A 22,281-nucleotide genomic window follows, 5' to 3' on the forward strand; every position below is an offset into this window, starting at 1 on the left:
GCGCCGATCACATCTGACAGCAAAAACTGTTCCTTATGGATCAACACATAACAAAGTGGGAGCGAGCCTGCTCGCGATGAGGCCAGCACATTCAACATCCATGTTGACTGTCAGACCGCTATCGTCGGAACGCCGCCCGGAGCCGGCTCGCTCCCACATTTTGTTTTGTGTACGACGTTGGATCAGACGTACTGCGCCGCCGCATAACCCGAGGCCCAGGCCCATTGGAAGTTGAAACCGCCCAGGTGCCCGGTGACGTCCAGCACTTCGCCGATGAAGTACAGGCCGGGGCTTTTCAGCGATTCCATGGTTTTGGACGAGACTTCATGGGTGTCGACGCCACCGAGCGTGACTTCGGCCGTGCGATAGCCTTCGGTACCGGCCGGGACCAGTGTCCAGTTCGCCAGTTTGGTGGCGATATCGGCCAGCTCGGCGTGGGTGTACTGCTTCATCGGCTTAGAGACGAACCAGTTGTCGGCCAGCAGATTGGCCATCTTCTTGGTGAAGATTTCGCCGAGCAGGGTTTTCAGTTCGCTGTTCGGGCGCTCGGCTTGCTGCTGTTGCAGCCAGCTCGGCACGTCGTGGTCGGGCATCAAATTGATTTCGACGGCGTCACCGGATTGCCAGAACGAGGAAATCTGCAAAATCGCCGGGCCGCTGAGGCCGCGGTGAGTGAACAGGATGTTTTCGCGAAAGCTCTGATCGTTGCAGCTCACCAGACAATCCACCGACGTACCGGAGAGCTCGGTGCACAGCTCTTTTAGTTGGTCGGTGATGGTGAACGGCACCAGGCCGGCGCGAGTTGGCAGCAACTGGTGACCGAACTGCTTGGCCACTTGATAGCCGAAACCGGTAGCGCCCAGGGTTGGAATCGACAGGCCGCCGGTGGCGATCACCAGCGATTCGCAGGTCAACTGGCCCAACGTGGTTTCCAGCAGGTAGCCGTTTTCGATTTTTTCGATCTGCTGGATCGAGGTGTCGAGGTGCAGGTTGACGCCGACCTGATCGCACTCGTCGAGGAGCATGCCGAGGATGTCGCTGGATTTGTTATCGCAGAACAGCTGGCCGAGTTTTTTCTCGTGGTACGGCACGCCGTGCTTGGCCACCATCCCGATGAAATCCCACTGGGTATAGCGCGCCAGTGCGGATTTGCAGAAGTGCGCGTTTTGCGAGAGGAAATTGCTCGGCTCGGTGTACATGTTGGTGAAATTGCAGCGGCCACCACCGGACATGAGGATTTTTTTGCCGGCCTTGTTTGCGTGGTCGAGCAACATCACCTTGCGCCCGCGCCCGGCGGCGGTCAGTGCACACATCAACCCAGCGGCGCCAGCGCCAATGATCACGACTTCGGTAGAGCGCAAAACGGTGTCCTCTTAACGTATCACCACAAAACAAACCGTGGGAGCGAGCCGGCTCCGGGCGGCGTTCCGACGATAACGGTCTGACAGTCAACATAGATGTTGAATGTGCTGGCCTCATCGCGAGCAGGCTCGCTCCCACAGGGAAGTGCGCTGTTCTTACAAAATCCGTACGCGCAGCGAGCGGCCTTTGATCTTGCCGTCGTTCAGGCGCTGCAAGGCTTGCTTGGCGATCCCGCGCTCCACGGCGACATAGGCCTGGTAGTCGAAGATCGCGATCTTGCCGACCTGGGCGCCAGGAACACCGGCATCACCAGTCAGTGCGCCAAGGATGTCGCCCGGGCGAACCTTGTCTTTACGGCCAGCGCCGATGCACAGGGTGCTCATGGCCGGCAGCAGCGGGGCGCCGCCCTGTGAGGTCAGGCTGTCCAGTTGATCCCAGCTCAGCGGCGACTTCTGCAGTTGCTCGATGGCTTGGGCGCGATGGGCTTCGGACGGCGCGACCAGGCTGATGGCGATGCCTTTCTCACCGGCACGACCGGTACGGCCAACGCGGTGGATGTGGATTTCCGAGTCGCGGGCCAGTTCGACGTTGACCACCATGTCCAGCGCATCGATGTCCAGACCACGGGCGGCGACGTCGGTAGCGACCAATACGGATGTGCTGCGGTTGGCGAACATTGCCAGTACCTGGTCGCGATCCCGCTGTTCCAGGTCACCGTGCAGGCCAACGGCCGAGATGCCTTTGGCCGTCAGGTGGTCGACGGTTTCCTGCACTTGCTGCTTGGTGAAGCAGAAAGCGACGGTGGACTGCGGGCGGTAATGGGCGAGGACCTTGACCACGGCGTCCATGCGCTCTTCCGGCGAAATCTCGAAGAAACGCTGTTCGATCTGCGTGTCGTCGTGGAACGCCTCGGCTTTCACCTGCTGCGGGTTGCGCATGAACTTCGACGCCAACTGCTTGATGCCCACCGGATAGGTGGCGGAGAACAGCAGGGTCTGGCGACGCTCAGGGCACTGGGCGATGATTTCTTCGATGGAATCGTAGAAACCCATGTCGAGCATGCGATCGGCTTCGTCGAGGATCAGCGTGTTCAGGCCGTGGAGCACCAGCGAACCCTTGCGCAGGTGCTGCTGGATACGCCCCGGAGTGCCGACGATGATGTGCGCGCCGTGCTCCAGCGAGCCGATCTGCGGACCGAACGACACGCCGCCACACAGGGTCAGGACCTTGATGTTGTCTTCGGCGCGGGCCAGGCGACGGACTTCCTTGGCAACCTGGTCAGCCAGCTCGCGGGTTGGGCAGATCACCAGTGCCTGGCAGCCGAAGAAGCGCGGATTGATCGGGTTCAGCAGGCCGATACCAAAAGCGGCGGTTTTGCCGCTGCCGGTCTTGGCCTGCGCGATCAGGTCCATCCCCTTGAGGATCACCGGCAAGCTTTGCGCCTGGATCGGCGTCATCTGGGCATAACCGAGGGAGTCGAGGTTAGCCAGCATGGCGGCGGACAGCGGCAAAGTATTAAAAGCGGTGGCGATGGTGGTCACGGGACTGGCCTGCAAAACAAAATGTCGCGCAGTGTACCAGTCCCGTGCGCTCCACCTGCAAATTCTGGACGAATAGCCGTAGCAAATCGTCGTAGCAGCTGCCGAGGCACGAGGCTGCGTTGGGCTACGAAGTAGCCCCCGAGGGCGGTCCTGCGGACACGCAACGCAGCCTCGTGCCTCGGCAGCTGCTACGAGTTAGTGCTCGACATCGTGCTCGCGGCTGACCATCCGTCGGCCATCCTTTGGGGACAGCTGGGAAAAGATCGTTGCGGCCAGCATTGCCATGATGCCGATGGTGACGAAGGTTAGTTGGAAGGCGCCCAGCACCGTGTTCACGCCATCATTGCCGACCTCCGCCGTGAAACCACCCAGCAGGGCGCCGGCGCAGGCAACGCCGAGACTCAGCGACAACTGCGCGACCACTGACAGCAGGCTGTTGCCGCTGCTGGCGCTGGCGTCGTCGAGGTCGATCAGGGTCACGGTATTCATCGCTGTGAACTGGAAGGAGTTGATCGCCCCGAGTATCGCCAGTTGCACCAGCAGCAGCCAATAAGGCGTCTGCTCACTGACCAGGCCCATGCTCGCCAGCATGATTCCCAGCGCCAGGGTGTTACCGGTCAGCACGATGCGGTAACCCAGGCGCTCGATCAGCGGTCGCGCGATCGACTTGGCGAACATTGCCGCGGCGGCCAGCGGCAACATGCTCATCCCGGCCAGGGACGGCGAGTAGCCCAAGGCGACCTGTAGCAGCAATGGCACCAGAAACGGCAGGGCGCCGCTGCCAAGCCGGGCGAACAGGTTGCCGAGAATGCCCACGGCAAAAGTCCGGGTCTTGAACAGCGCCGGTGCGAACAACGGATTGTCGATATGCCCGGCCCGCAGCCAATACGCCGCCAGGCACGCCATACCGCCAAACAGCAGCAACATCACCCGCAAATGCGGCAGGTGCAGCTCACCCAGGCCTTCCATGGCAATGGTGATCAGCACCATCGCCGCGCCGAACAGCAGGAAACCCAAACCATCGAAACGCGTGCGCTCAGAGCCGCGCAGGTCCGGGATGAATTTCCAGACCGCGTAGCAACCGACCAGCCCGACTGGCAGGTTGATCAGGAAGATCCAGTGCCAGGTCAGGTATTGCACCATCCAGCCGCCCATGGTCGGGCCGATCAGTGGCCCGAGCAGGCCGGGAATGGTGATGAAGCCCATGATCCGCACCAGCTCCGAACGCGGGTAAGCGCGCAGCACCACCAGTCGCCCGACCGGCAGCATCAATGCGCCGCCCAGCCCCTGAATCACTCGGGCGCCGACCAGCATGGTCAAGGTGCTGGAGAGCGCACAGAGCAGAGAGCCGAGGCTGAACAAGAGGATTGCGCCGAAGAAGATTTTCTTGGTGCCGAAGCGGTCAGCGACCCAGCCCGATGCCGGAATCAGCAAGGCGACCGTGAGCATGTAGGCGATGATCACGCCCTGCATGCGCAGTGGGTCTTCTGCCAGGTCGAGGGCCATGGCGGGCAGGGCGGTGTTGAGGATGGTCCCATCGAGGGACTGCATGAAAAACGCAATCGCCACCACCCAGGGGACCCAGCGGGCGGTGATTGCATCAAGAGCCGGAAGGTTGGGCATGGGACCTCTTGTTTTGGAGATGAAACAATCCGCGAGAGCAATGGCGATCCCGTAGCAGCTGCCGCAGGCTGCGTTCGGCCGCGAAGCGGTCGTGAAACCTGACAACCACATTTCTTCAGAGGAAACGCGGTTGCTGATTTTGCGAGGACTCCGTCCTCGAACGCAGGCTTCGCCAGCTGCTACGGATCGTGTTTACAGGGTCAACGTCAGGCGGCTGACCAGCGCTCCGGGCAATACCGCCGAGGCCGTGGCCCGCTGGCTGTAGGTGCTGGGCGACAAAATCAGCTCACGCTCACTCGTCAGTGCTTCCAGCTGCGAACCGAGCAGGCTGTAGGCGCTGTCATCGAAGCGCATGGTGCTGACCGGTGCCTGAATCTCGCCGTTCTCGACCCAGAAGGTCGCGAAACGGGTCATGCCGGTCAAGCGTGCGGCCGGTTGATCCGAGTAGTTCAGGTACCATAGGTTGCTGATGTACAAACCGGTGCCGAGTTGCTTGAGAATCTCGGCTTCCGGCAACGCACCGGCGGCCATGTTCAAGGCACTGGGCGACTCGCCGCCACCGGCACCGTTGGCAGTCAGGCCGTATTCGGCGGCGCTGCGCGAACCCACCAGCCGCTCTCCCGCCTTGCCCGCAACGATCAACCCGAGATCACTGCGCGGGTAGCCTTCGCCGGAAAACGCCGGGCTCAGGGAACCACTGACTTTTTCATCCAGCGAGAGCAAGGGGCTGAAGGTGCTATCACCTGCGTAGAGTTTTTGCAGCGGGCTGCTTTTGCTGGCAATCGACTGCGCGGAGAACCCCCCCCAGCAGAGCATGCCGACGATCTCTTCCAGCGCGGCCGGTGCCAGATAGGCGCGGTACTGACCCGGCGCCAAGGTACGCAGCGGCCGTCCCAAAAACTCCAGCTGCTCGCGGGCCTGCTGGAAGCGTTTGGCGAAACCTTCGCTGTTCCAGTCGTGCCCGGCGTAGCTGGCTTTCACCGCTTGGCCGTTGGCGTGGAACAGGCTGAAGTCGAAATTGAAGCTGTTGGCCTGATGCCAGCCGAAGGCGCCGGACGAACTGGCGAACCCTCGGCTGATCGGCCCGGCGGCGTAGAAACCGACGAGGTCGAGCCCTTCGGCGGCGCGGGCGATTTCGGCGACCACCTGTTCGGTGTCCGGCAACGGGTGGTCCTGCACGTTCTTGCTCTGCCAACCCGTGTGGTTGAGCAGCAGATACGGATCCTGCGGTAACAGCGGCAGGGTCTCGCGCAGCTGTTGCAGGCCTTCGGCCAGGCGCTGAAGGTCGACCTCGGAATCACCGGCGAGGGTGATGTTCAGGTCCGCGTGCCGACCGTCATTGATCAGTTTGAAGCCGACGCTGGCCTGCTGGACCTGGCCGGCCTGACGCACCTTGGCGTGGTTGAAGCGCACGAACGCCGACGATTCGGCGGCGTAGCTCAGGGTGAACTGCTCAGGCTCGCGCACCGCGCTGCGCAACCAGGCCACCAGTCCTTTGAATTGCTCGACCTGACTCAACGTCGTACTCATCAGGCGTCTCCTCCAAACACATCAATGTTGCTGAACACGCAGGCCGGCGAGGCGTGGCCGACGCGGATCACCTGGTTCGGTTCGCCCTTGCCGCAGTTCGGCGTGCCCAGCACCTTGAAGGTGCTGGTGTCGCCAACGGCGCTGAGGTTGCGCCAGAACTGCGCAGAAATACCCCGGTAGTTCGGGTTTTTCACCACGCCTTTGAGTTCACCGTTTTCAATCAACTGGCCCCACTCGCAGCCGAACTGGAATTTATTCCGTGCGTCGTCAATTGACCATGAGCGGTTAGTCGACATCAGCACGCCGTGTTCAATGCCGCTGATCAACTGTTCCAGCGACTGGTCACCGGGCTCGATGTTGAGGTTGGCCATGCGGTCGATGGGCGGACGGTTCCAGCCGCAGGCGCGGCTGTTGGCGACGCCGTCGAGGCCGGCGCGATATTGCGACAGCGCACCACCCAGCGGACGGATCAGCAAACCCTCGCGGATCAGGAATTGTTTGCTCGCCGCCGTGCCGTCGTCGTCATGGCCGTAGCTGGCGAGCTGCTCGGGAATGTCCGGGTCGAAGGTCACGTTGAGCAGTTCGGAGCCGTATTGCAGGCTGCCGAAATCGCTGGTTTTGACGAAGCTGGTGCCGGCGTAATTGCGCTCGTCGCCGAGGATGCGGTCCAGTTCCAGCGGGTGGCCGATGGACTCGTGGATCTGCAGCATCATCTGGTCCGGCATCAGCAGCAGGTCGCGTTTGCCTTGCGGGGTGTTGGGCGCCAGCAGCAATTGCAGCGCCTGGTCGGCAACGAGCGGGCCGGCGCCGATCAGGCCGCAGCGGCTGATTACGTCTGCGCCGCCTTGCTGACCGAAGTTTTCGCGGCCCAGGCTGCGGGTCTGGCTGTCGTTGCCGTCGTAGGCGGTGGCATCCAGCCCCGGGTAGACGAAGCGTTGCGCCTGACGCAATTCGGCGCCGGCGCTATTGAGGTAGATCTGTTCGACATGGGTGATGCCGATACTGACCTGCCAGTTCACCAGTCGCTCGTCCTTGGGCACGGCAGCGGATTCGGCGCCGAGCAGTTGGTAGCAATCGCTGAGGGACGGGAAGGGTTGTTCAAGGTTCGGTGACAGGTAATCGGCGCGCTCGCTGGAAACCGGCTGCTGGCGCAGGTCGAGCAGGGCATGGGCGGCAATCGAACGGGCCTGTCGTTCGGCGCGGTCGAGGGCGGCTTGCAGGCCGGATGGCGACAGGTCGTTGGTCGCGGCATAGGCTTCGACGCCATTGACCCGTGCAGTCAGCATCGCGCCTTCGTCACGACTCAGGCTTGGAGGCTCGGCAACGTTTTTGCGTACCGACAGGTACTGACCCGACTCGCGCACATAGCGCAGCGAAAAAAACTCGGCGCCCGTGCGCAAGGCAGCGAAGCGCTGCTTGAGCTGGGGGTGGAAATCGAACATTGGAGAACCTCCTTGTGAGTGGCTGCGACCTCAAGGGCCTCATCGCGAGCAGGCTCGCTCCCACAGGGTTTGCGCAGTTCTTGTGGGAGCGAGCCTGCTCGCGATGCTTGTGGCGGTTAAACCGGGCAACCCTTGGCGCGCAGGATGGCGTCAAACCGATCCGGGTCCAGCGTTCCGGCTTCGATAGCCGCAAGCGTAGCCTTTTCGCGGGCCAGCAGGTCGTGGCAACGCACCAGCAGCTCTGGCAGTTCGCTGCGCGAGGCAGCTACCACGCCGTCACCGTCGCCAATCATCAGGTCACCAGGAGCAACCAGCATGCCGGCGCAGGAGATCGGTACGTTGATTTCGCCGCCACCGTCGGTGCTCGGGCCACGGTGTACGCCGCCGATGGCGTAGGCCGGCAGTTCACCGGTTTGCCACTCGTCGAGGTCATGCAGGGCACCATTGATCACCACGCCGACGATCCCGGCCTTGAGGGCCATGGCACGCATGATGCCGCCGAACACGGCGCGGGTCAGGTCGGCGCTGCCGTCGATCACCAGCACATCGCCCGGGCGGGCCATCTGCATGGCTTTGAGGATCATCAGGTTGTCACCGGGGCGCACGCGAACCGTCAGCGCACTGCCGAGCATCGGCGCATTGCCGTGGAAGGCTTTCAAACCCAGGCCACCGACGTTGCGACCCAGGCAGTCGCTGACGGCGGCGGCGGGGATCTTGCTGAATTCCTTCAGCCATTTCGGATCGAGGGGTTCTACGTTGGGGTTGATCAGGTAGCCGGTGGGCCATTTGCTCGAAGACACGACATCAAACATGAGTAAGCCTCGTGGCCAGCCAGGTGGCGGCTTGTCGATGGGGGCGGGGGGGTGAAACGTTTGCGCGGTGACTAGAGTAGGCCTGCGCGGGGGGTGGGATCAAGGGTGAAGCGGTGTGGGAAGGATTTACGCCGTGTGAGGTGTCGACCGGCGAATACCCTCGCGGACAAGCTTCGCCGTGGCGTGCCCGCGATGTATCCGGCCCCAGAAAATGCGCCGTGTTTAACGGGCTAGTTCCAGCCATGCAGGTACGCGTTTGCCATCCAGTAAATCAACAAGCACGCGAGAAAACCGGGCAATATTTTTTTTGTTTTCGCAACAATGATAAATATACCAATCAGCAACGCAATTTTTAATGCATCCAGCCCCTGGAATTGCTGCAGCAAACTGACGGCATCCAGTTTGTTGAACGCCGTTTCGTAAATGATCACGCCCAGCATCGCTTGCGCGCTATAGCTGATAAATCGATAGAGCGAGCCTTGAGTGTTGGTCAGCGCAGGATTATTTTTGAATGCAAATGGCAAGGCTCTGAAAGCGAAGGCCGTGAGGGCGGAGAATCCAATGAGTAGCCATATTGTCATTGTGCTGATGCTCCAAGTGCAGTGCGACCGTTGTCGATCAATACCACCAGTCCACCAATGACAAATGGCGTGATCAACAAGTTGTAGTTTCCGAAGAGATAAATAAGCAGCGGCGCGCCAATAAAGCCAAACCAATAACTGGATACGTCGTAGTAATGTGGCCACTGCTTGGCGGCCAATGCGGTAAATTGGAGAGGTAGCAGTATGGTCATCAATGCGTGAATGGCGGGTGAGGTGATATGTGCTCCCGTGGCGAATCCTATGTAAGTGCATGCAATCGATACCGAAAATATGGGTAATCCAATGCCAATTAAGTAAATGAATGAATGGTCGGTGCATCGCTTGAAACGTGTAATGCATGCGGTAAATGTTGACGGTGTTATCAAAATCAATGAAGCCAGAATTTTGGCTGTCGACGTGCTTCTGATATGGGGTGCCAGCGTCGATGAAAGCAGTGCAAAACGAGCATTGAGCACCAAAATGACCGGAATCAATATCCAGCCATCTTGGTAGCTTTGCATAAGCAGAAATTGCAATGGGGTGGAAAATATCAATAACGTCGTCGCCAGTGTCTGGCTCAATGACAACGATTGAGTAGCCCCCAAAATGCCTATGGACACATACAGGAAGATGAACGCGACCCCGAAGGTGATGGAGTCGCGCAAACCTTCTTTAAGCACGTTCGTCGCCGATAAGTGCAAGCCCGGATTGAGAGCGCTCATCAGTTGGATGTCCGGGTGCAGGTGTTTTCACTCAGCAAGTAGTACTGTTTTCTGGGGCCTTTGCTGCGAAACAGCAGGCGGGGTGTCGTTGCAAAGGTCGAAGTGTTTGCCTGCTTTCGAACTTCGTCCGTGCTGATGTTCAGCATCGTGCGTGCGTGCATTATTTTGTGGTTGGCGATGATCAGGAATGTGCCTGTCTCGGCCGTTGAAACACTGTGCTTTGCGCTCGTGAGGCCTGCCCGTATTTTGTCCAGCACCTGCTGGCCGCCGTTGACCGCGCGCATTCTTTCACCGTTATTCGCATCAATACGAAAATCCAGAGAAAACCGATAGCCATAGACGTCTGAATAGTCGACGACATTGCGGATACGCTCTTTGAAGCCCTCGACGTTTTTACCCGAAATAAAGGCCGCTTTCATCGTGAGCAGGGTTTGAATTTCCTCATCCGTCAGGTGACTGAGCACATCACTCGGGAAATAATACGCGGTGGGTGTTTTTGTAGTATCGCGACACACCGTCAATGCCAGATAATCTACGTTCAGGTGTTCATACAAATCGTCTGAATGCGGTGTGATGTCGCCATGACCGTTGCCCCACTCCCGATGTTTTTCTGCTGCCGGTTTCAGGTACAGGGCTTTGTGTTCTTCGTATTCATATTTAATGTCTGTCAGGTGAAATAGATCCGCCAGTGCCTCATGCACCGTCAGGGCCAGCTTCGGTGAGTCCTGGCTGAAAGCATTCTTTATACAGACGGCTGCAACACCGCTGCTCGCCAGACCGACTTTGTCAAAATAGTAGGCGTCTTCAGTGCGGAGATAGGATTGGAAAAGACTAATGAGTTGATTTTTTAAGGTGTGAATGTTGTGGGTGTTGTTCTTTTTCCACCATGATTCGATGGTGCCGGTCAAATAGCTGAAGTCCAGGTGGATTGTCTGTTCCCTGGCGATCTGTTGTTTGAAGTAAGTAATGTTGTTATTCATCTCGATCCTTGAGGTGATGGTTGAATATTGGCGTCTCTTAATTTAAAGGAATGAGGTGAAGTGGGAACTCAATATGTATTGCAAGTTTTGTGAGTTGCTTGGTGAGTTTTGTTCGAGCTCAAATGAAAAACCCGCCAGTTCTAAAAAGAAGTGGCGGGTTTTATGTGTCACTGAAGTTTGAGCTTACTGCCCCGTAGGGCCCACTTCACGCAACGGCTTGCCACGCACCGGGGCGTCGCCCGCGACGTAGTACTTGGCCTTGCTGCGAGGCAGTGGCTGACGACCACGGATCTTGTCGGCGATTTTCTCGGCGATCATGATCGTTGGTGCGTTCAGGTTACCGGTGGTGATCAGCGGCATGATCGAGGCATCGACTACACGCAGACCCTGCATCCCGTGGACGCGACCCTGGCCATCGACCACGGCCATTTCGTCGGTGCCCATTTTGCACGAGCAGGACGGGTGGAACGCGGTTTCGGCGTGTTCACGGATGAACTTGTCGAGTTGCTCGTCGGTTTGCACTTCGATGCCCGGGCTCAGCTCGCGACCACGGAACGCGTCGAGTGCCGGCTGCTGCATGATTTCACGGGTCAGGCGGATGCCGTCACGGAACTCCTGCCAGTCTTGCTCGGTGGCCATGTAGTTGAACAGGATGCTCGGGTGCTGGCGCGGATCCTTGGATTTGACCTGGATGCGGCCACGGCTTGGCGAACGCATGGAACCCATGTGCGCCTGGAAGCCGTGCTCTTTCACACCGTTGCTGCCGTTGTAGTTAATCGCCACCGGCAGGAAGTGGTACTGAATGTTCGGCCATTCGAAGTCCGGACGCGTACGGATAAAACCGCCAGCCTCGAACTGGTTGCTGGCGCCGATACCGGTGCCATTGAACAACCACTCGGCACCAATGGCCGGCTGGTTGTACCAGAGCAGCGACGGGTATAGCGAAACCGGCTGGGTGCACGCGTATTGCAGGTACAGCTCCAGGTGGTCCTGCAGGTTCTCGCCGACGCCTGGCAGGTCGTGAACCACGGGAATGTCGAGGCTCTTGAGCAGCTTGGCCGGGCCGACGCCGGAGCGTTGCAGGATTTGCGGCGAAGCAATCGCGCCGCTGCACAGCAACACTTCTTTGCGTGCACGGGCTTCAACAGGTTCTTCGGCGCTGCCCACCAGGTAACGTACGCCGACCGCACGCTTGCCTTCGAACAGAATCCTGTCGGTCAGGGCGTGGGTGACGATGTTCAGGGTCGAACGCTTTTTGGCGATGTCCAGGTAGCCGCGCGCGGTGCTGGAGCGACGGCCTTTAGGCGTCACGGTACGGTCCATCGGACCGAAACCTTCCTGCTGGTAGCCGTTCAGGTCTTCGGTACGCGGGTAACCGGCTTGTACGCCTGCTTCAACCATCGCGTGGAACAGCGGGTTGTTGCCGGCTTTAGGCGTGGTCACGCTGACCGGGCCTTCGCCACCGTGGTAGTCGTTCGGGCCGATGTCGCGGGTTTCCGCTTTGCGGAAATACGGCAGGCAGTCCAGGTAGGTCCAGTCCTCAAGGCCAGGGTTTTTCGCCCAGCCGTCGTAGTCCATGGCGTTACCGCGGATGTAGCACATGCCGTTGATCAGCGAAGAACCGCCCAGGCCCTTGCCGCGACCGCATTCCATCCGGCGGCCGTCCATGTGTGGCTCCGGATCGGTCTCGTAGGCCCAGTTGTAGCGACGGCCTTGCAGCGGGAACGCCAGTGCCGCAGGCATTTGCGTGCGGAAGTCGAAACGGTAGTCCGGACCGCCGGCTTCGAGCAGCAGGACGGTGACGCCTGCGTCTTCAGTCAGACGGGTCGCCAGGGTGTTACCGGCAGAGCCGGCCCCGATGATGATGTAGTCGTATTCCTGGGACATTGAATGCACCCTCTTTGAAGTTGGTCAGGTTCGGCCATGGCGAGCGCTGCGCACTCGATTCGCGAGCAGGCTCGCTCCCACATTGGAATGGGGTCCCTGTGGGAGCGAGCCTGCTCGCGATGACGGCCTCGCAGGCGAAGTAAATTGCGCCTTAGAACACCGAGGCGTAATCGCCCAGCTCGACCTGTACCGATTTGATGCGGGTGAAGTTGTTCAGCGAGCTGATGCCGTTCTCGCGGCCCACGCCCGACTGCTTGTAGCCGCCGACCGGCATCTTGGCGTCGGACTCGCCCCAGGCGTTGATCCAGCAGATACCGGCTTCCAGTTGATGAATCACGCGGTGAGCGCGGTTCAGGTCGCGGGTCACGACGCCGGCAGCCAGGCCGAACTCGGTGTCGTTGGCGCGGCGGATCACTTCTTCTTCGGTTTCGTAAGTCAGGATGCTCATCACCGGGCCGAAGATTTCTTCACGAACGATGGTCATCTCGTCGGTGCAGTCGGTGAACACGGTCGGTGCCACGAAGGCGCCTTTGGCGAATTCGCCTTCGGTCAGACGCTCGCCGCCGCACAGCAGGCGTGCGCCTTCTTCCTTACCTTTGGCGATGTAGCCGAGCACGCTTTCCATGTGGGCGAAGCTGACCAGCGGGCCGAAGTTGGTGTTTTCGTCTTGCGGGTTGCCGACGCGGATGCGCGCAACGCGTTCCACGATCTTGGCTTCGAAAGCGGCTTTCAGGTGGCTCGGTACGAACACGCGAGTGCCGTTGGTGCAGACCTGGCCGGAGCTGTAGAAGTTGGCCATCATCGCGGTGTCGGCGGCGCGATCCAGGTCAGCGTCGTCGAAAATGATCAGTGGGGATTTGCCGCCCAGTTCCATGGTCACGTCTTTCAAGGACGAACCGGAAGCGCTGGCCATGACCTTCTTGCCGGTGTCGGTGCCGCCGGTGAAGGAGATTTTTTCGATGCGTGGGTGCTCGGTCAGCCAGGTGCCGACTTCACGGCCGCTGCCGGTCAGAACGTTGAACACGCCCGCTGGCAGGCCTGCTTCGGTGTAGATCTCAGCCAGTTTCAGGGTGGTCAGGGAAGTGACTTCGCTCGGTTTGAAGATCATCGCGTTACCGGCCGCCAGGGCTGGAGCGGATTTCCACAGGGCGATCTGGATCGGGTAGTTCCACGCGCCGATACCGGCCACGATGCCCAGGGGCTCGCGACGGGTGTAAACGAACGACGTGGTGCGCAGCGGGATTTGCTCGCCTTCGATGGCCGGCACCAGGCCTGCGTAGTATTCCAGTACGTCAGCGCCGGTAACGATGTCGACGTAACGGGTTTCGGAGTACGCCTTGCCGGTGTCCAGGGTTTCCAGTGCGGCCAGTTCATCGTTGCGCTCGCGCAGGATTTCAACGGCGCGACGCAGGATGCGCGAACGCTCCATGGCCGTCATCGCGGCCCAGATTTTCTGGCCTTTTTCGGCGCTGACGACAGCGCGCTCAACGTCGGCGAAGGTTGCACGTTGCACTTTGGCGAGAACTTCACCGTTAGCCGGGTTGATGGCTTCGAAGGTGGCGTCGCCGCTGGCGTCGGAGTAACCGCCGTCGATGTAAAGTTTTTGCAGTTCGAAACGGGCCATAGAGTCCTCGCAAGTGCATTAGTTATTGGCGTTAACCACTGGGCGTGCCGTACAGCCTGGGCACGTTGATCAGTCGCCGTTCAGGGGCCGAGCGGTTATGTGTGCTCTAGCAGCTCCTGTTTAGCCAGTTGGATATCCATATATTCGTAAGCGATTCGTTGCGCCTGCTCGGTGTCGAAAGCGTCTCCCGACAGCGCGCCGCGCAACCACAAACCATCAATCAGGGCTGCCAGCCCGCGTGCTGCGCTGCGTGCCTGATCAAGCGGCAGCACTCGGCGGAACTCGCAGCACAGGTTGGAATACAGGCGGTGATCGTTGATCCGCTGCAACCTGTGTAAAGACGGTTGGTGCATGCTGGTTGCCCAGAAGGCCAACCAGGTTTTCATTGCCGGGCCATTGACCTGGCTGGCGTCGAAGTTGCCTTCGATAATCACCCGAAGATGAGCCCGCGGGCTGTTATCTCCCAGCGCCAGGCGGCGCGCGGTGACGTTCTCGCTGAGGACGCTCATCAGATACCGCATCGTGGCGGCGATCAGGCCATTCTTGTCCTGAAAATAGTGACTGATGATGCCATTCGAGACACCGGCCAAACGGGCGATCAGCGCAATGCTGGCGTCCCCCATCCCGACCTGATCGACGGCCTGCAATGTGGCTGCGATCAACTGCTGACGGCGGATGGGTTGCATACCGACCTTGGGCATCTTGCACATCTCCTTAGGCCTCCCGGTGGGCGAAAAACGGCTACCGGATTGAGGGCCAGTCTATTTTGTTTTGATTGAACGTTCAATCAACAAAGAATAAGATCTGCGACAAATCGTCGCTGCCTACAGGTTTTTCCTACATGTGGTTGGCGGAAAAACGACATCCGAAAAATGCTCGAAACCCGCACAGGGCATGCTGCGAACCGATTTCAATGGACGCGTTGTATGGGCAAGACGCTCAGGGTCATGCGCTGCGTCATGTACGCGCGCGCGATCATCGAGGTCGGTTTTCAACACGGCTGCCGCGGTTTCGGGCTTTTTTCGGGGTGTCTTTATATCACCCGCAGGTCGGCTGCCAACTAACCGATTGGTCGGGTGCTGCTTTGCCTTGTGTCTTTCTCTCGCACTGCCTGGAGCATCTGTGCAATGAGTTCTGCCTCTCTTATAAAGACCCCACCCGAGAAGGTGGCGGTCAACGGCTGGGTGTTCTACACCTCGACCGCATTGATCCTGCTGCTGACCGCCATCCTCATCGCCGCGCCACAAGAAGCCGGGAGAATGCTGGGGATCGCTCAGGCCTGGTTGTCGCGCAGTTTCGGCTGGTACTACATGGTGGTGATCGCCGCCTATTTGGTATTCGTCGTCGGCCTGGCGTTCTCGTCCTACGGCAAGCTCAAACTGGGCAGCAAGGACGACACTCCGGACTTCAGCTATGGCGCCTGGGCCGGGATGCTGTTCTCGTCCGGTATCGGCATCTCGCTGCTGTACTTCGGTGCATCCGAACCGCTGGATCACTACTTCAATCCGCCGGAAGGCGTGGCGGGCAGCAACTTGGCTGCGCGTCAGGCGGTGCAACTGACATTCCTGCATTGGGGCCTGCACGGCTGGGCGATCTACGCCTTGGTCGGCTTGGCCGTGGCGTACTTTGCATACCGTCATAACCAGCCGCTGGCGTTGCGTTCGGCGCTGTATCCGCTGGTGGGCGAGCGTTGGGTCAAAGGCGCGGCCGGTCATGCGGTGGACGGCTTTGGCATGTTCGTGACCCTGCTGGGGCTGGTGACCAACCTGGGGATTGGTTCGCTGCAAGTGTCGTCGGGTCTTGAGAACCTGTTCGGCATGGAGCACAGCAATACCAACCTGCTGATCGTGATCATTGTGATGAGCACGGTAGCGACCATCGCTGCCGTGTCGGGCGTGGAAAACGGCATCCGTCGTCTGTCCAACCTGAACATCGTGCTGTTCAGCGGCCTGCTGATTTTCGTCCTGCTGTTCGGCCCGACCCTGCACCTGCTCAACGGCTTCGTGCAGAACATCGGCGACTACCTGAACGGGGTGGTGCTGAAAACTTTCGACCTGTACGTGTACGAAGCCGACAACGCCAAATCCGAGCGCTGGTTGGGCCTGTGGACTCTGTTCTATTGGGCCTGGTGGATTTCCTGGGCGCCATTCGTAGGCATGTTCATCGCACGTATTTCTCGCGGTCGTACCGTGCGTGAGCTGGTGGCCGGCGTGCTGCTGATTCCGCTGGGCTTCACCTTGGCCTGGTTGTCGATCTTCGGTAACTCGGCGCTGGATCTGGTGATGAACCACGGGGCGGTGGAGCTCGGGAAGACGGCGCTGGAGCAACCGTCCATGGCGATCTATCAACTGCTTGAGCATTACCCGGCGTCGAAGATCGTGATCGGCGTGTCGATTTTTGTCGGTTTCGTGTTGTTCCTGACCCCGGCCGACTCTGGCGCGGTGATGATGGCGAACCTGTCCTGCAAGGGCGGCAACGTCGACGAAGACGCCCCGCACTGGCTGCGGATCTTCTGGTCGGTAGTGATCACGCTGGTGACCATTGGGTTGCTGTTCGCCGGTAATTTCGAAGCCATGCAAACCATGGTGGTGCTGGCCGGCCTGCCGTTCTCGGTGGTGCTGGTGTTCTTCATGTTCGGCTTGCACAAGGCCATGCGTCAGGACGTGCAGATCGAGCAGGAACAAGCCGAGCTGGCGGCACGTGGTCGTCGTGGTTTTAGCGAGCGTTTGACCCAGCTGGACCTGCAACCGAGCCAGTCGATCGTTCAGCGCTTCATGGACAAACACGTCAGCCCGGCGCTGGAAGATGCGGCGGGGCAATTGCGTACTCAGGGTCTGGATGTGCAAACGTTGCTGGGTAAAGCCAAGCGTTGCATGGGCGTGCGGATCGAGATGGAGGAGGGCAACCCGTTTGTCTACGAAGTGAGCCTGGACGGCTATCTGGCTGCGCCGAGCGAGTCGCCGAACCCGGATGAAGCGCGCACGCGTTACTACCGCGCCGAGGTGTACCTGCACAACGGCAGCCAGGAGTACGACTTGATGGGCTTCACTCAGGATCAGATCACCCGTGATGTGCTCGATCAGTTTGAAAGCCATCGACAGCTCCTGGGCCGTGTCTATAGCTAAGACTTGAGTGACGCGGTGCATATCAACTGCACCGCAATCCTTGTGGGAGCGAGCCTGCTCGCGATAGCAGTGGGTCAGACAACGTTGATGTTGAATGTAAGACCCTCATCGCGAGCAGGCTCGCTCCCACAGGTCAGTGCACTAACAAAAACGCCGCGATCCTCTCGCGGCGTTTTTGTGTCTGCTGTCTTACCCCAGGTTCTTGCCGAGCAGCGCGTGGTACAGCTCGCTGTCGCCGAGAATCCCCACCACTTTATTGTTGTCATGCAGTACCAGCTTGTTGCCGGTCTGATAACGAATCTGCAGCGCGTCGCGCATGCCGATGTTCGAGTCCACCAGCGTTGGGCGACGGCCCAGGCCTTCCACCGCTTGCCCCGGTACCCAGTTCTGCAGGTCCAGGCTTGAGCCGTTCTGGCGTGCACCCTTGATGGTGTTGCCTTCGGCCAGGTCCAGCCACGAATCGCCGCCCGGATCCAGGCACACCGAACCGTTGATGCGTTTGCAGTTGTCCAGCGTGCGCATCAGGCTGCGACCGCACAGTACGTTCAGCGGGTTGGTGTGCGCGACGAAGGTCCGCACGTAGTCATCGGCCGGGTTGAGGACGATTTCTTCCGGTTTGCTGTACTGGATGATCCGGCCGTCTTTCATGATCGCGATACGGCTACCAAGTTTCAGCGCTTCATCGAGGTCGTGACTGACGAAGACGATGGTCTTGTGCAGCTTGCGCTGCAGTTCCAGCAGTTCGTCTTGCAGGCCTTGGCGAATCAGCGGGTCAAGTGCCGAGAAGGGTTCGTCCATCAGCAGGATGTCGGCGTCCATCGCCAGCGCGCGGGCCAGGCCCACACGTTGCTGCATGCCGCCGGAAAGTTCGTCGGGCTTCTTGTTGCGCCATTGGGTCAGGCCCACCAGTTCGAGCTTGTCATCGACCAGCTGGCGACGTTCCTTCTCGGGACGACCCTGCATTTCGAGGCCGAAGCTGATGTTCTCGCGCACCGTCAGCCAAGGCATCAGGGCGAACTTCTGGAACACCATGGCGATGCGCTTGGTGCGCATCATTTTCAGCTCGGCCGGGGTGCAGGAAGCGATGTCGATCTGGCGGCCTTCATGTTCGACGAACAGCTTGCCACGGCTGACCGTGTTCAAGCCGTTGATGCAGCGCAGCAGGCTGGATTTGCCGGAGCCGGAGAGGCCCATCAGCACGCAGATTTCGCCTTTCTCGATGTCCAGGCTGGCTTTTTCAACGCCAACGATTTGCCCGGTTTTTTTCAGGATCTGGTCGCGGGTCATGCCCTGATCCAGCAGCTTGAGGGCCTCGCGTGGATCCTTGGAGAAGATTACGTCGACCTTATCGAAGCGAATTATGCTCATGCGTCACCCCCTACTTTAGCTTCGGGTTGTTTGCAGATACGGTCGAGCATGATCGCCAGCAGTACGATCGCCAACCCGGCTTCGAAGCCCAGGGCGATATCAGCAGTGTTCAGTGCGTTGACCACAGGTTTGCCCAGGCCGTCGGCGCCCACCAGTGCCGCGATCACCACCATCGACAACGACAGCATGATGCACTGGGTGATACCGGCTGCGATGCTTGGCATGGCGTGGGGCAGTTCAATACGCGAGAGCAGTTGACGGCGCGAGCAGCCAAAGGCCTTGCCAGCGTCCATCAGTTCTTGCGGCACATCGCGGATGCCCAGGTAGGTCAGGCGGATAGGCGCGGCAATCGCGAACACTACCGTTGAAATCAGACCCGGGACCACACCCAGACCGAACAGGGTCAGGGTAGGAATGAGGTACACGAACGTCGGTACGGTCTGCATCAGATCGAGCACCGGACGCATCAGCGTGTAGAACATCGGTTTGTGCGCGGCGACGATGCCCAACGGCACGCCGATGATCACGCAGACAAAGGTAGCGAACAGAACCTGGGCGAGGGTTTCCATGGTTTCCTGCCAGTAACCCAGATTGAGGATCAGCAGGAAGGAGGCGATCACGAAAGCGGTCAGGCCCCATTTGCGTTGGATGAAGTGAGCCAGCAGTGCGATCAATCCGATCAGTGCCAGCGGGTTGAACCAGGTCAGCGCAAACGTCACGCCGTGGATCATCGTTTCCAGTGTCGTGGCGATCGCATCGAATGTGCTGGCGCCGTGTTGCGTCAACCATTCAACGAAGGCAGCGATGTACTGGCCTAAAGGGATTTTCTGATCAATCAGCATGGTAGTGAACGTCCGCATGCGAGGAAAAAAACAGCCCGGGCGAGCGAACTCGCCCGGCGTCAACGATTACTGTGCAAGCTTGGCTTTCACGGCTTCCAGGCCAGGTTTACCGTCAATGGTGGTCACGCCAGCGAGCCAGGTATCGAGTACCTGTGGGTTCTTTTTCAGCCAGGCCTTGGCAGCTGCTTCAGGCTTCATCTTGTCGTCCAGGATGTTGCCCATCAGCGAGCTTTCCATGTCTACGGTGAACTCCAGATTCTTCAGCAACTGGCCAACGTTGCTGCATTCCTGGGTGTAGCCCTTGCGGGTATTGGTCAGGACTGTCGCCGCACCGAAATCCGGGCCGAAATAATCATCGCCACCGGTGAGGTACTGGATCTTGAAGCGCTTGTTCATCGGGTGCGGTGCCCAGCCCAGGAACACCACGGCGGTGTTGCGCTTCTGAGCGCGGTCGACCTGGGAGAGCATGCCGGCTTCACTGGACTCGACCACTTTGAAACCAGCGTCTTTGAGGCCGAAGGCGTTCTTGTCGATCATACTCTGGATCAGGCGGTTGCCATCGTTACCCGGCTCGATCCCATAGATTTTGCCGTCGAGTTCTTTCTTGAATTTGGTTATATCGGCGAAGTCATGCAGGCCTTTGTCGTAAAGCGCTTGTGGCACCGCCAGGGTGTACTTGGCGCCTTTGAGGTTGGTGCGCACGGTTTCCACGGTGCCGGCATCGCGGTAGGCCTTGATGTCGTTTTCCATGGTCGGCATCCAGTTGCCGAGGAACACGTCCATGTTCTTGCCGTCGGCCAGGGACTTGTAGGTCACCGGAACGGAAATCATGGTGGTCTTGGTCTTGTAGCCCAGCGCGTCGAGCACGACGCTGGTGGTCGCGGTGGTGGCCGTAATGTCGGTCCAGCCGACATCGGAGAAGTTTACGGTGCTGCACTGCGCCGGTTCTGCGGCATGAGCCAGAAGCGGCAGACTCAGCATCGCGGCCAACAACAACGACGGGGAACCTATTTTCATGGGTGGACTCCTGAGTGTTTTTTATGGCGGTGTTCTGACCGCACTTATGAGTGTTGCGGTTGGTCGGCGTTATGAAGACTGCTCTACCACAGCGCCGTGCAATCGAGTCGAGACTGATCATGGACCAGTGAAATTCTGACGCCTACAGGGTGCGTCGTATCCAGTACAGGGATGGTCGCTTCCAGTGTCGGTGAGGTCGTTTACAGCTTTTTTCAGCGCTTTTTAGTCCTCTGAACTGTAAAAAAACGGCCAAAATATGCCGTCTGCGGCCAGCGGCGTTAGTGGACATGGGTACGTCGGTGTGAGACGTCGAACGACATCGCAAAAGCCCGATGATGGGTTATCTCGGCGGATCGCAGCTTGAGCGTAGCAGCTCCGTCACCGGGTGCTTTGACACCTGGAATCTGCTCATCGAGGAGTCTCGCAAGTCATGGCTATCAGTGTTTTCGACCTGTTCAAAATCGGTATTGGCCCCTCTAGTTCCCACACGGTGGGGCCTATGCGCGCTGCGGCGTTATTCGTCGAGTCGCTGCGCGAGAAGGGGCTGCTGGAGCAGGTGCACCGGATCGAGGTCCAGCTGTTCGGTTCGTTGTCGGCCACCGGCATCGGTCACGGCAGCGACAATGCGGTGATCATGGGTTTGATGGGCGAATGGCCGGACGCGATTGACCCGTCGCAAATCGGCATTCGCATCGAAACCCTGCGTGAAACCCACACACTGTTGCTCGACGGTCGCTTGCCGGTGCCCTTCATCTGGGCCCGGGACATGCGCCTGATCGATGAGAACCTGCCATTCCATCCCAATGCGATGACCCTGGTGGCTGAAGGTGAAAACGGTGAGTTGCACCGCGACACCTACTATTCAGTCGGCGGTGGTTTTGTCGTTGATGAGGCGCAGGCTTCAAGCGGCGTGGTCGATCTGGACAGCACCGTGTTGCCTTACGATTTTTCCAGCGCAGCGGAGCTGCTTGCCCTGTGCAAGAAACACAATTTGCGCGTCGCCGAATTGATGATGGCGAACGAAAAGGTCTGGCGTTCGGAAGAGGAAATCCGCAGCGGCCTGATGAAACTCTGGCGCGCCATGCAGGACTGCGTCGAGCAGGGTCTCAAGCACGAAGGCATCCTGCCTGGCGGTCTGAATGTACGCCGCCGTGCCGCTAAGCTGCATCGCAGCCTGCAAGAGTTGAACAAGCCCAACGTGATCGGCTCGACCTTGAGCGCCATGGAGTGGGTCAACCTGTTCGCCCTCGCGGTCAACGAAGAAAATGCGGCAGGCGGGCGGATGGTCACGGCACCGACTAACGGCGCGGCCGGGATCATCCCGGCGGTGTTGCACTACTTCATGAAGTTCAGCGAGGCGGTGACGGACGCTAACGTCGTCGACTATTTCCTCGGTGCGGCGGCGGTCGGGATCCTGTGTAAAAAGAACGCCTCGATTTCCGGTGCTGAAGTCGGTTGCCAGGGTGAAGTCGGTTCGGCCTGCGCGATGGCGGCGGCAGGGCTGGCGGAGATTCTTGGTGCGACGCCGGAGCAACTCTGCAACGCGGCGGAAATCGGCCTGGAGCACAACCTTGGCCTGACGTGCGACCCGGTCGGCGGACTGGTGCAGGTGCCGTGCATCGAGCGCAACGCGATTGCCGCGGTGAAGGCTATCAACGCTGCACAAATGGCCCTGCGCGGTGACGGTCAACACTTCATCTCGCTGGACCGGGTGATCCGCACTATGCGCGATACCGGCGCCGACATGCACGATAAATACAAAGAGACATCGCGCGGTGGGTTGGCGGTCAGCGCGGTAGAGTGCTGAGACCCAATTGACCCTATC

18 protein-coding genes are annotated in these 22,281 nt (G+C 59.6%); 3 read left to right on the forward strand and 15 right to left on the reverse strand.

Going from position 1 to position 22,281, the window contains the following annotated elements:
* Positions 1-182 precede the first annotated feature (182 nt).
* The 12 genes from AC1DHT_RS01635 to betI form a co-directional block, all read right to left on the reverse strand.
* Complete coding sequence (locus tag AC1DHT_RS01635) at positions 183-1,361, reverse strand: BaiN/RdsA family NAD(P)/FAD-dependent oxidoreductase (RefSeq protein WP_427545130.1); 1,179 nt, start codon at positions 1,359-1,361, stop codon at positions 183-185.
* Between the two features lie 156 nt (positions 1,362-1,517).
* On the reverse strand, positions 1,518-2,855 hold the full coding sequence (gene dbpA, locus AC1DHT_RS01640; RefSeq protein ID WP_427545162.1) for an ATP-dependent RNA helicase DbpA: 1,338 nt from the start codon (positions 2,853-2,855) through the stop codon (positions 1,518-1,520).
* A 243-nt stretch (positions 2,856-3,098) separates the two neighbouring features.
* Positions 3,099-4,526, reverse strand: coding sequence for a multidrug transporter subunit MdtD (gene mdtD / locus AC1DHT_RS01645; RefSeq protein WP_427545128.1), 1,428 nt, complete (start codon positions 4,524-4,526; stop codon positions 3,099-3,101).
* A 192-nt stretch (positions 4,527-4,718) separates the two neighbouring features.
* Positions 4,719-6,056, reverse strand: coding sequence for a TldD/PmbA family protein (locus AC1DHT_RS01650; protein WP_427545126.1), 1,338 nt, complete (start codon positions 6,054-6,056; stop codon positions 4,719-4,721).
* Positions 6,056-7,498 carry a TldD/PmbA family protein gene (locus tag AC1DHT_RS01655; protein ID WP_427545124.1) on the reverse strand — a complete coding sequence of 481 codons (1,443 nt, stop codon included), beginning with the start codon at positions 7,496-7,498 and terminating at the stop codon, positions 6,056-6,058. Before AC1DHT_RS01655 ends, AC1DHT_RS01650 begins: the two co-directional genes overlap by 1 nt.
* Before the next feature lie 116 nt (positions 7,499-7,614).
* Positions 7,615-8,310 carry an RraA family protein gene (locus tag AC1DHT_RS01660; protein WP_427545122.1) on the reverse strand — a complete coding sequence of 232 codons (696 nt, stop codon included), beginning with the start codon at positions 8,308-8,310 and terminating at the stop codon, positions 7,615-7,617.
* 230 nt (positions 8,311-8,540) lie between these two features.
* Entirely contained in the window at positions 8,541-8,891 is a 351-nt protein-coding gene (locus tag AC1DHT_RS01665) for an AzlD domain-containing protein (protein ID WP_427545120.1), read from the reverse strand.
* Entirely contained in the window at positions 8,888-9,613 is a 726-nt protein-coding gene (locus tag AC1DHT_RS01670; RefSeq protein ID WP_427545119.1) for an AzlC family ABC transporter permease, read from the reverse strand. Before AC1DHT_RS01670 ends, AC1DHT_RS01665 begins: the two co-directional genes overlap by 4 nt.
* Entirely contained in the window at positions 9,613-10,593 is a 981-nt protein-coding gene (locus AC1DHT_RS01675; RefSeq protein ID WP_427545116.1) for a hypothetical protein, read from the reverse strand. Before AC1DHT_RS01675 ends, AC1DHT_RS01670 begins: the two co-directional genes overlap by 1 nt.
* A gap of 183 nt (positions 10,594-10,776) precedes the next feature.
* Positions 10,777-12,480 carry a choline dehydrogenase gene (gene betA, locus AC1DHT_RS01680; RefSeq protein ID WP_427545114.1) on the reverse strand — a complete coding sequence of 568 codons (1,704 nt, stop codon included), beginning with the start codon at positions 12,478-12,480 and terminating at the stop codon, positions 10,777-10,779.
* A gap of 151 nt (positions 12,481-12,631) precedes the next feature.
* Positions 12,632-14,104: a betaine-aldehyde dehydrogenase gene (gene betB / locus AC1DHT_RS01685; RefSeq protein WP_427545112.1), complete on the reverse strand. Its 1,473-nt coding sequence runs from the start codon at positions 14,102-14,104 to the stop codon at positions 12,632-12,634.
* A 95-nt stretch (positions 14,105-14,199) separates the two neighbouring features.
* The gene (betI, locus tag AC1DHT_RS01690) at positions 14,200-14,805 is read right to left on the reverse strand and encodes a transcriptional regulator BetI (RefSeq protein WP_427533366.1); all 606 of its coding nucleotides are present in this window, start codon (positions 14,803-14,805) and stop codon (positions 14,200-14,202) included.
* Positions 14,806-15,030: 225 nt separating this feature from the next.
* Between betI and AC1DHT_RS01695 the strand changes: the two genes are divergently transcribed.
* Together AC1DHT_RS01695 and AC1DHT_RS01700 are read left to right on the forward strand one after the other, a co-directional pair.
* Positions 15,031-15,168: a hypothetical protein gene (locus AC1DHT_RS01695; RefSeq protein ID WP_185019776.1), complete on the forward strand. Its 138-nt coding sequence runs from the start codon at positions 15,031-15,033 to the stop codon at positions 15,166-15,168.
* Between the two features lie 120 nt (positions 15,169-15,288).
* Positions 15,289-17,229: a BCCT family transporter gene (locus AC1DHT_RS01700; RefSeq protein WP_427545160.1), complete on the forward strand. Its 1,941-nt coding sequence runs from the start codon at positions 15,289-15,291 to the stop codon at positions 17,227-17,229.
* Between the two features lie 189 nt (positions 17,230-17,418).
* On the opposite strand, the gene choV is transcribed toward AC1DHT_RS01700, so the two are convergent.
* The 3 genes from choV to AC1DHT_RS01715 all read right to left on the reverse strand — a co-directional run bounded on the left by choV (position 17,419) and on the right by AC1DHT_RS01715 (position 20,456).
* Positions 17,419-18,597: a choline ABC transporter ATP-binding protein gene (gene choV, locus AC1DHT_RS01705; protein WP_216743937.1), complete on the reverse strand. Its 1,179-nt coding sequence runs from the start codon at positions 18,595-18,597 to the stop codon at positions 17,419-17,421.
* Entirely contained in the window at positions 18,594-19,439 is an 846-nt protein-coding gene (gene choW, locus AC1DHT_RS01710) for a choline ABC transporter permease subunit (RefSeq protein ID WP_427534632.1), read from the reverse strand. The genes choV and choW overlap by 4 nt, the downstream gene beginning before the upstream one ends.
* A 66-nt stretch (positions 19,440-19,505) precedes the next feature.
* Entirely contained in the window at positions 19,506-20,456 is a 951-nt protein-coding gene (locus AC1DHT_RS01715) for a choline ABC transporter substrate-binding protein (protein WP_427545110.1), read from the reverse strand.
* Positions 20,457-20,886: 430 nt separating this feature from the next.
* On the opposite strand from AC1DHT_RS01715, the gene AC1DHT_RS01720 reads away from it, so the two are divergent.
* Complete coding sequence (locus tag AC1DHT_RS01720) at positions 20,887-22,263, forward strand: L-serine ammonia-lyase (protein ID WP_427545108.1); 1,377 nt, start codon at positions 20,887-20,889, stop codon at positions 22,261-22,263.
* Positions 22,264-22,281 lie beyond the last annotated feature (18 nt).

This window comes from Pseudomonas sp. 05N432 (assembly GCF_056396945.1).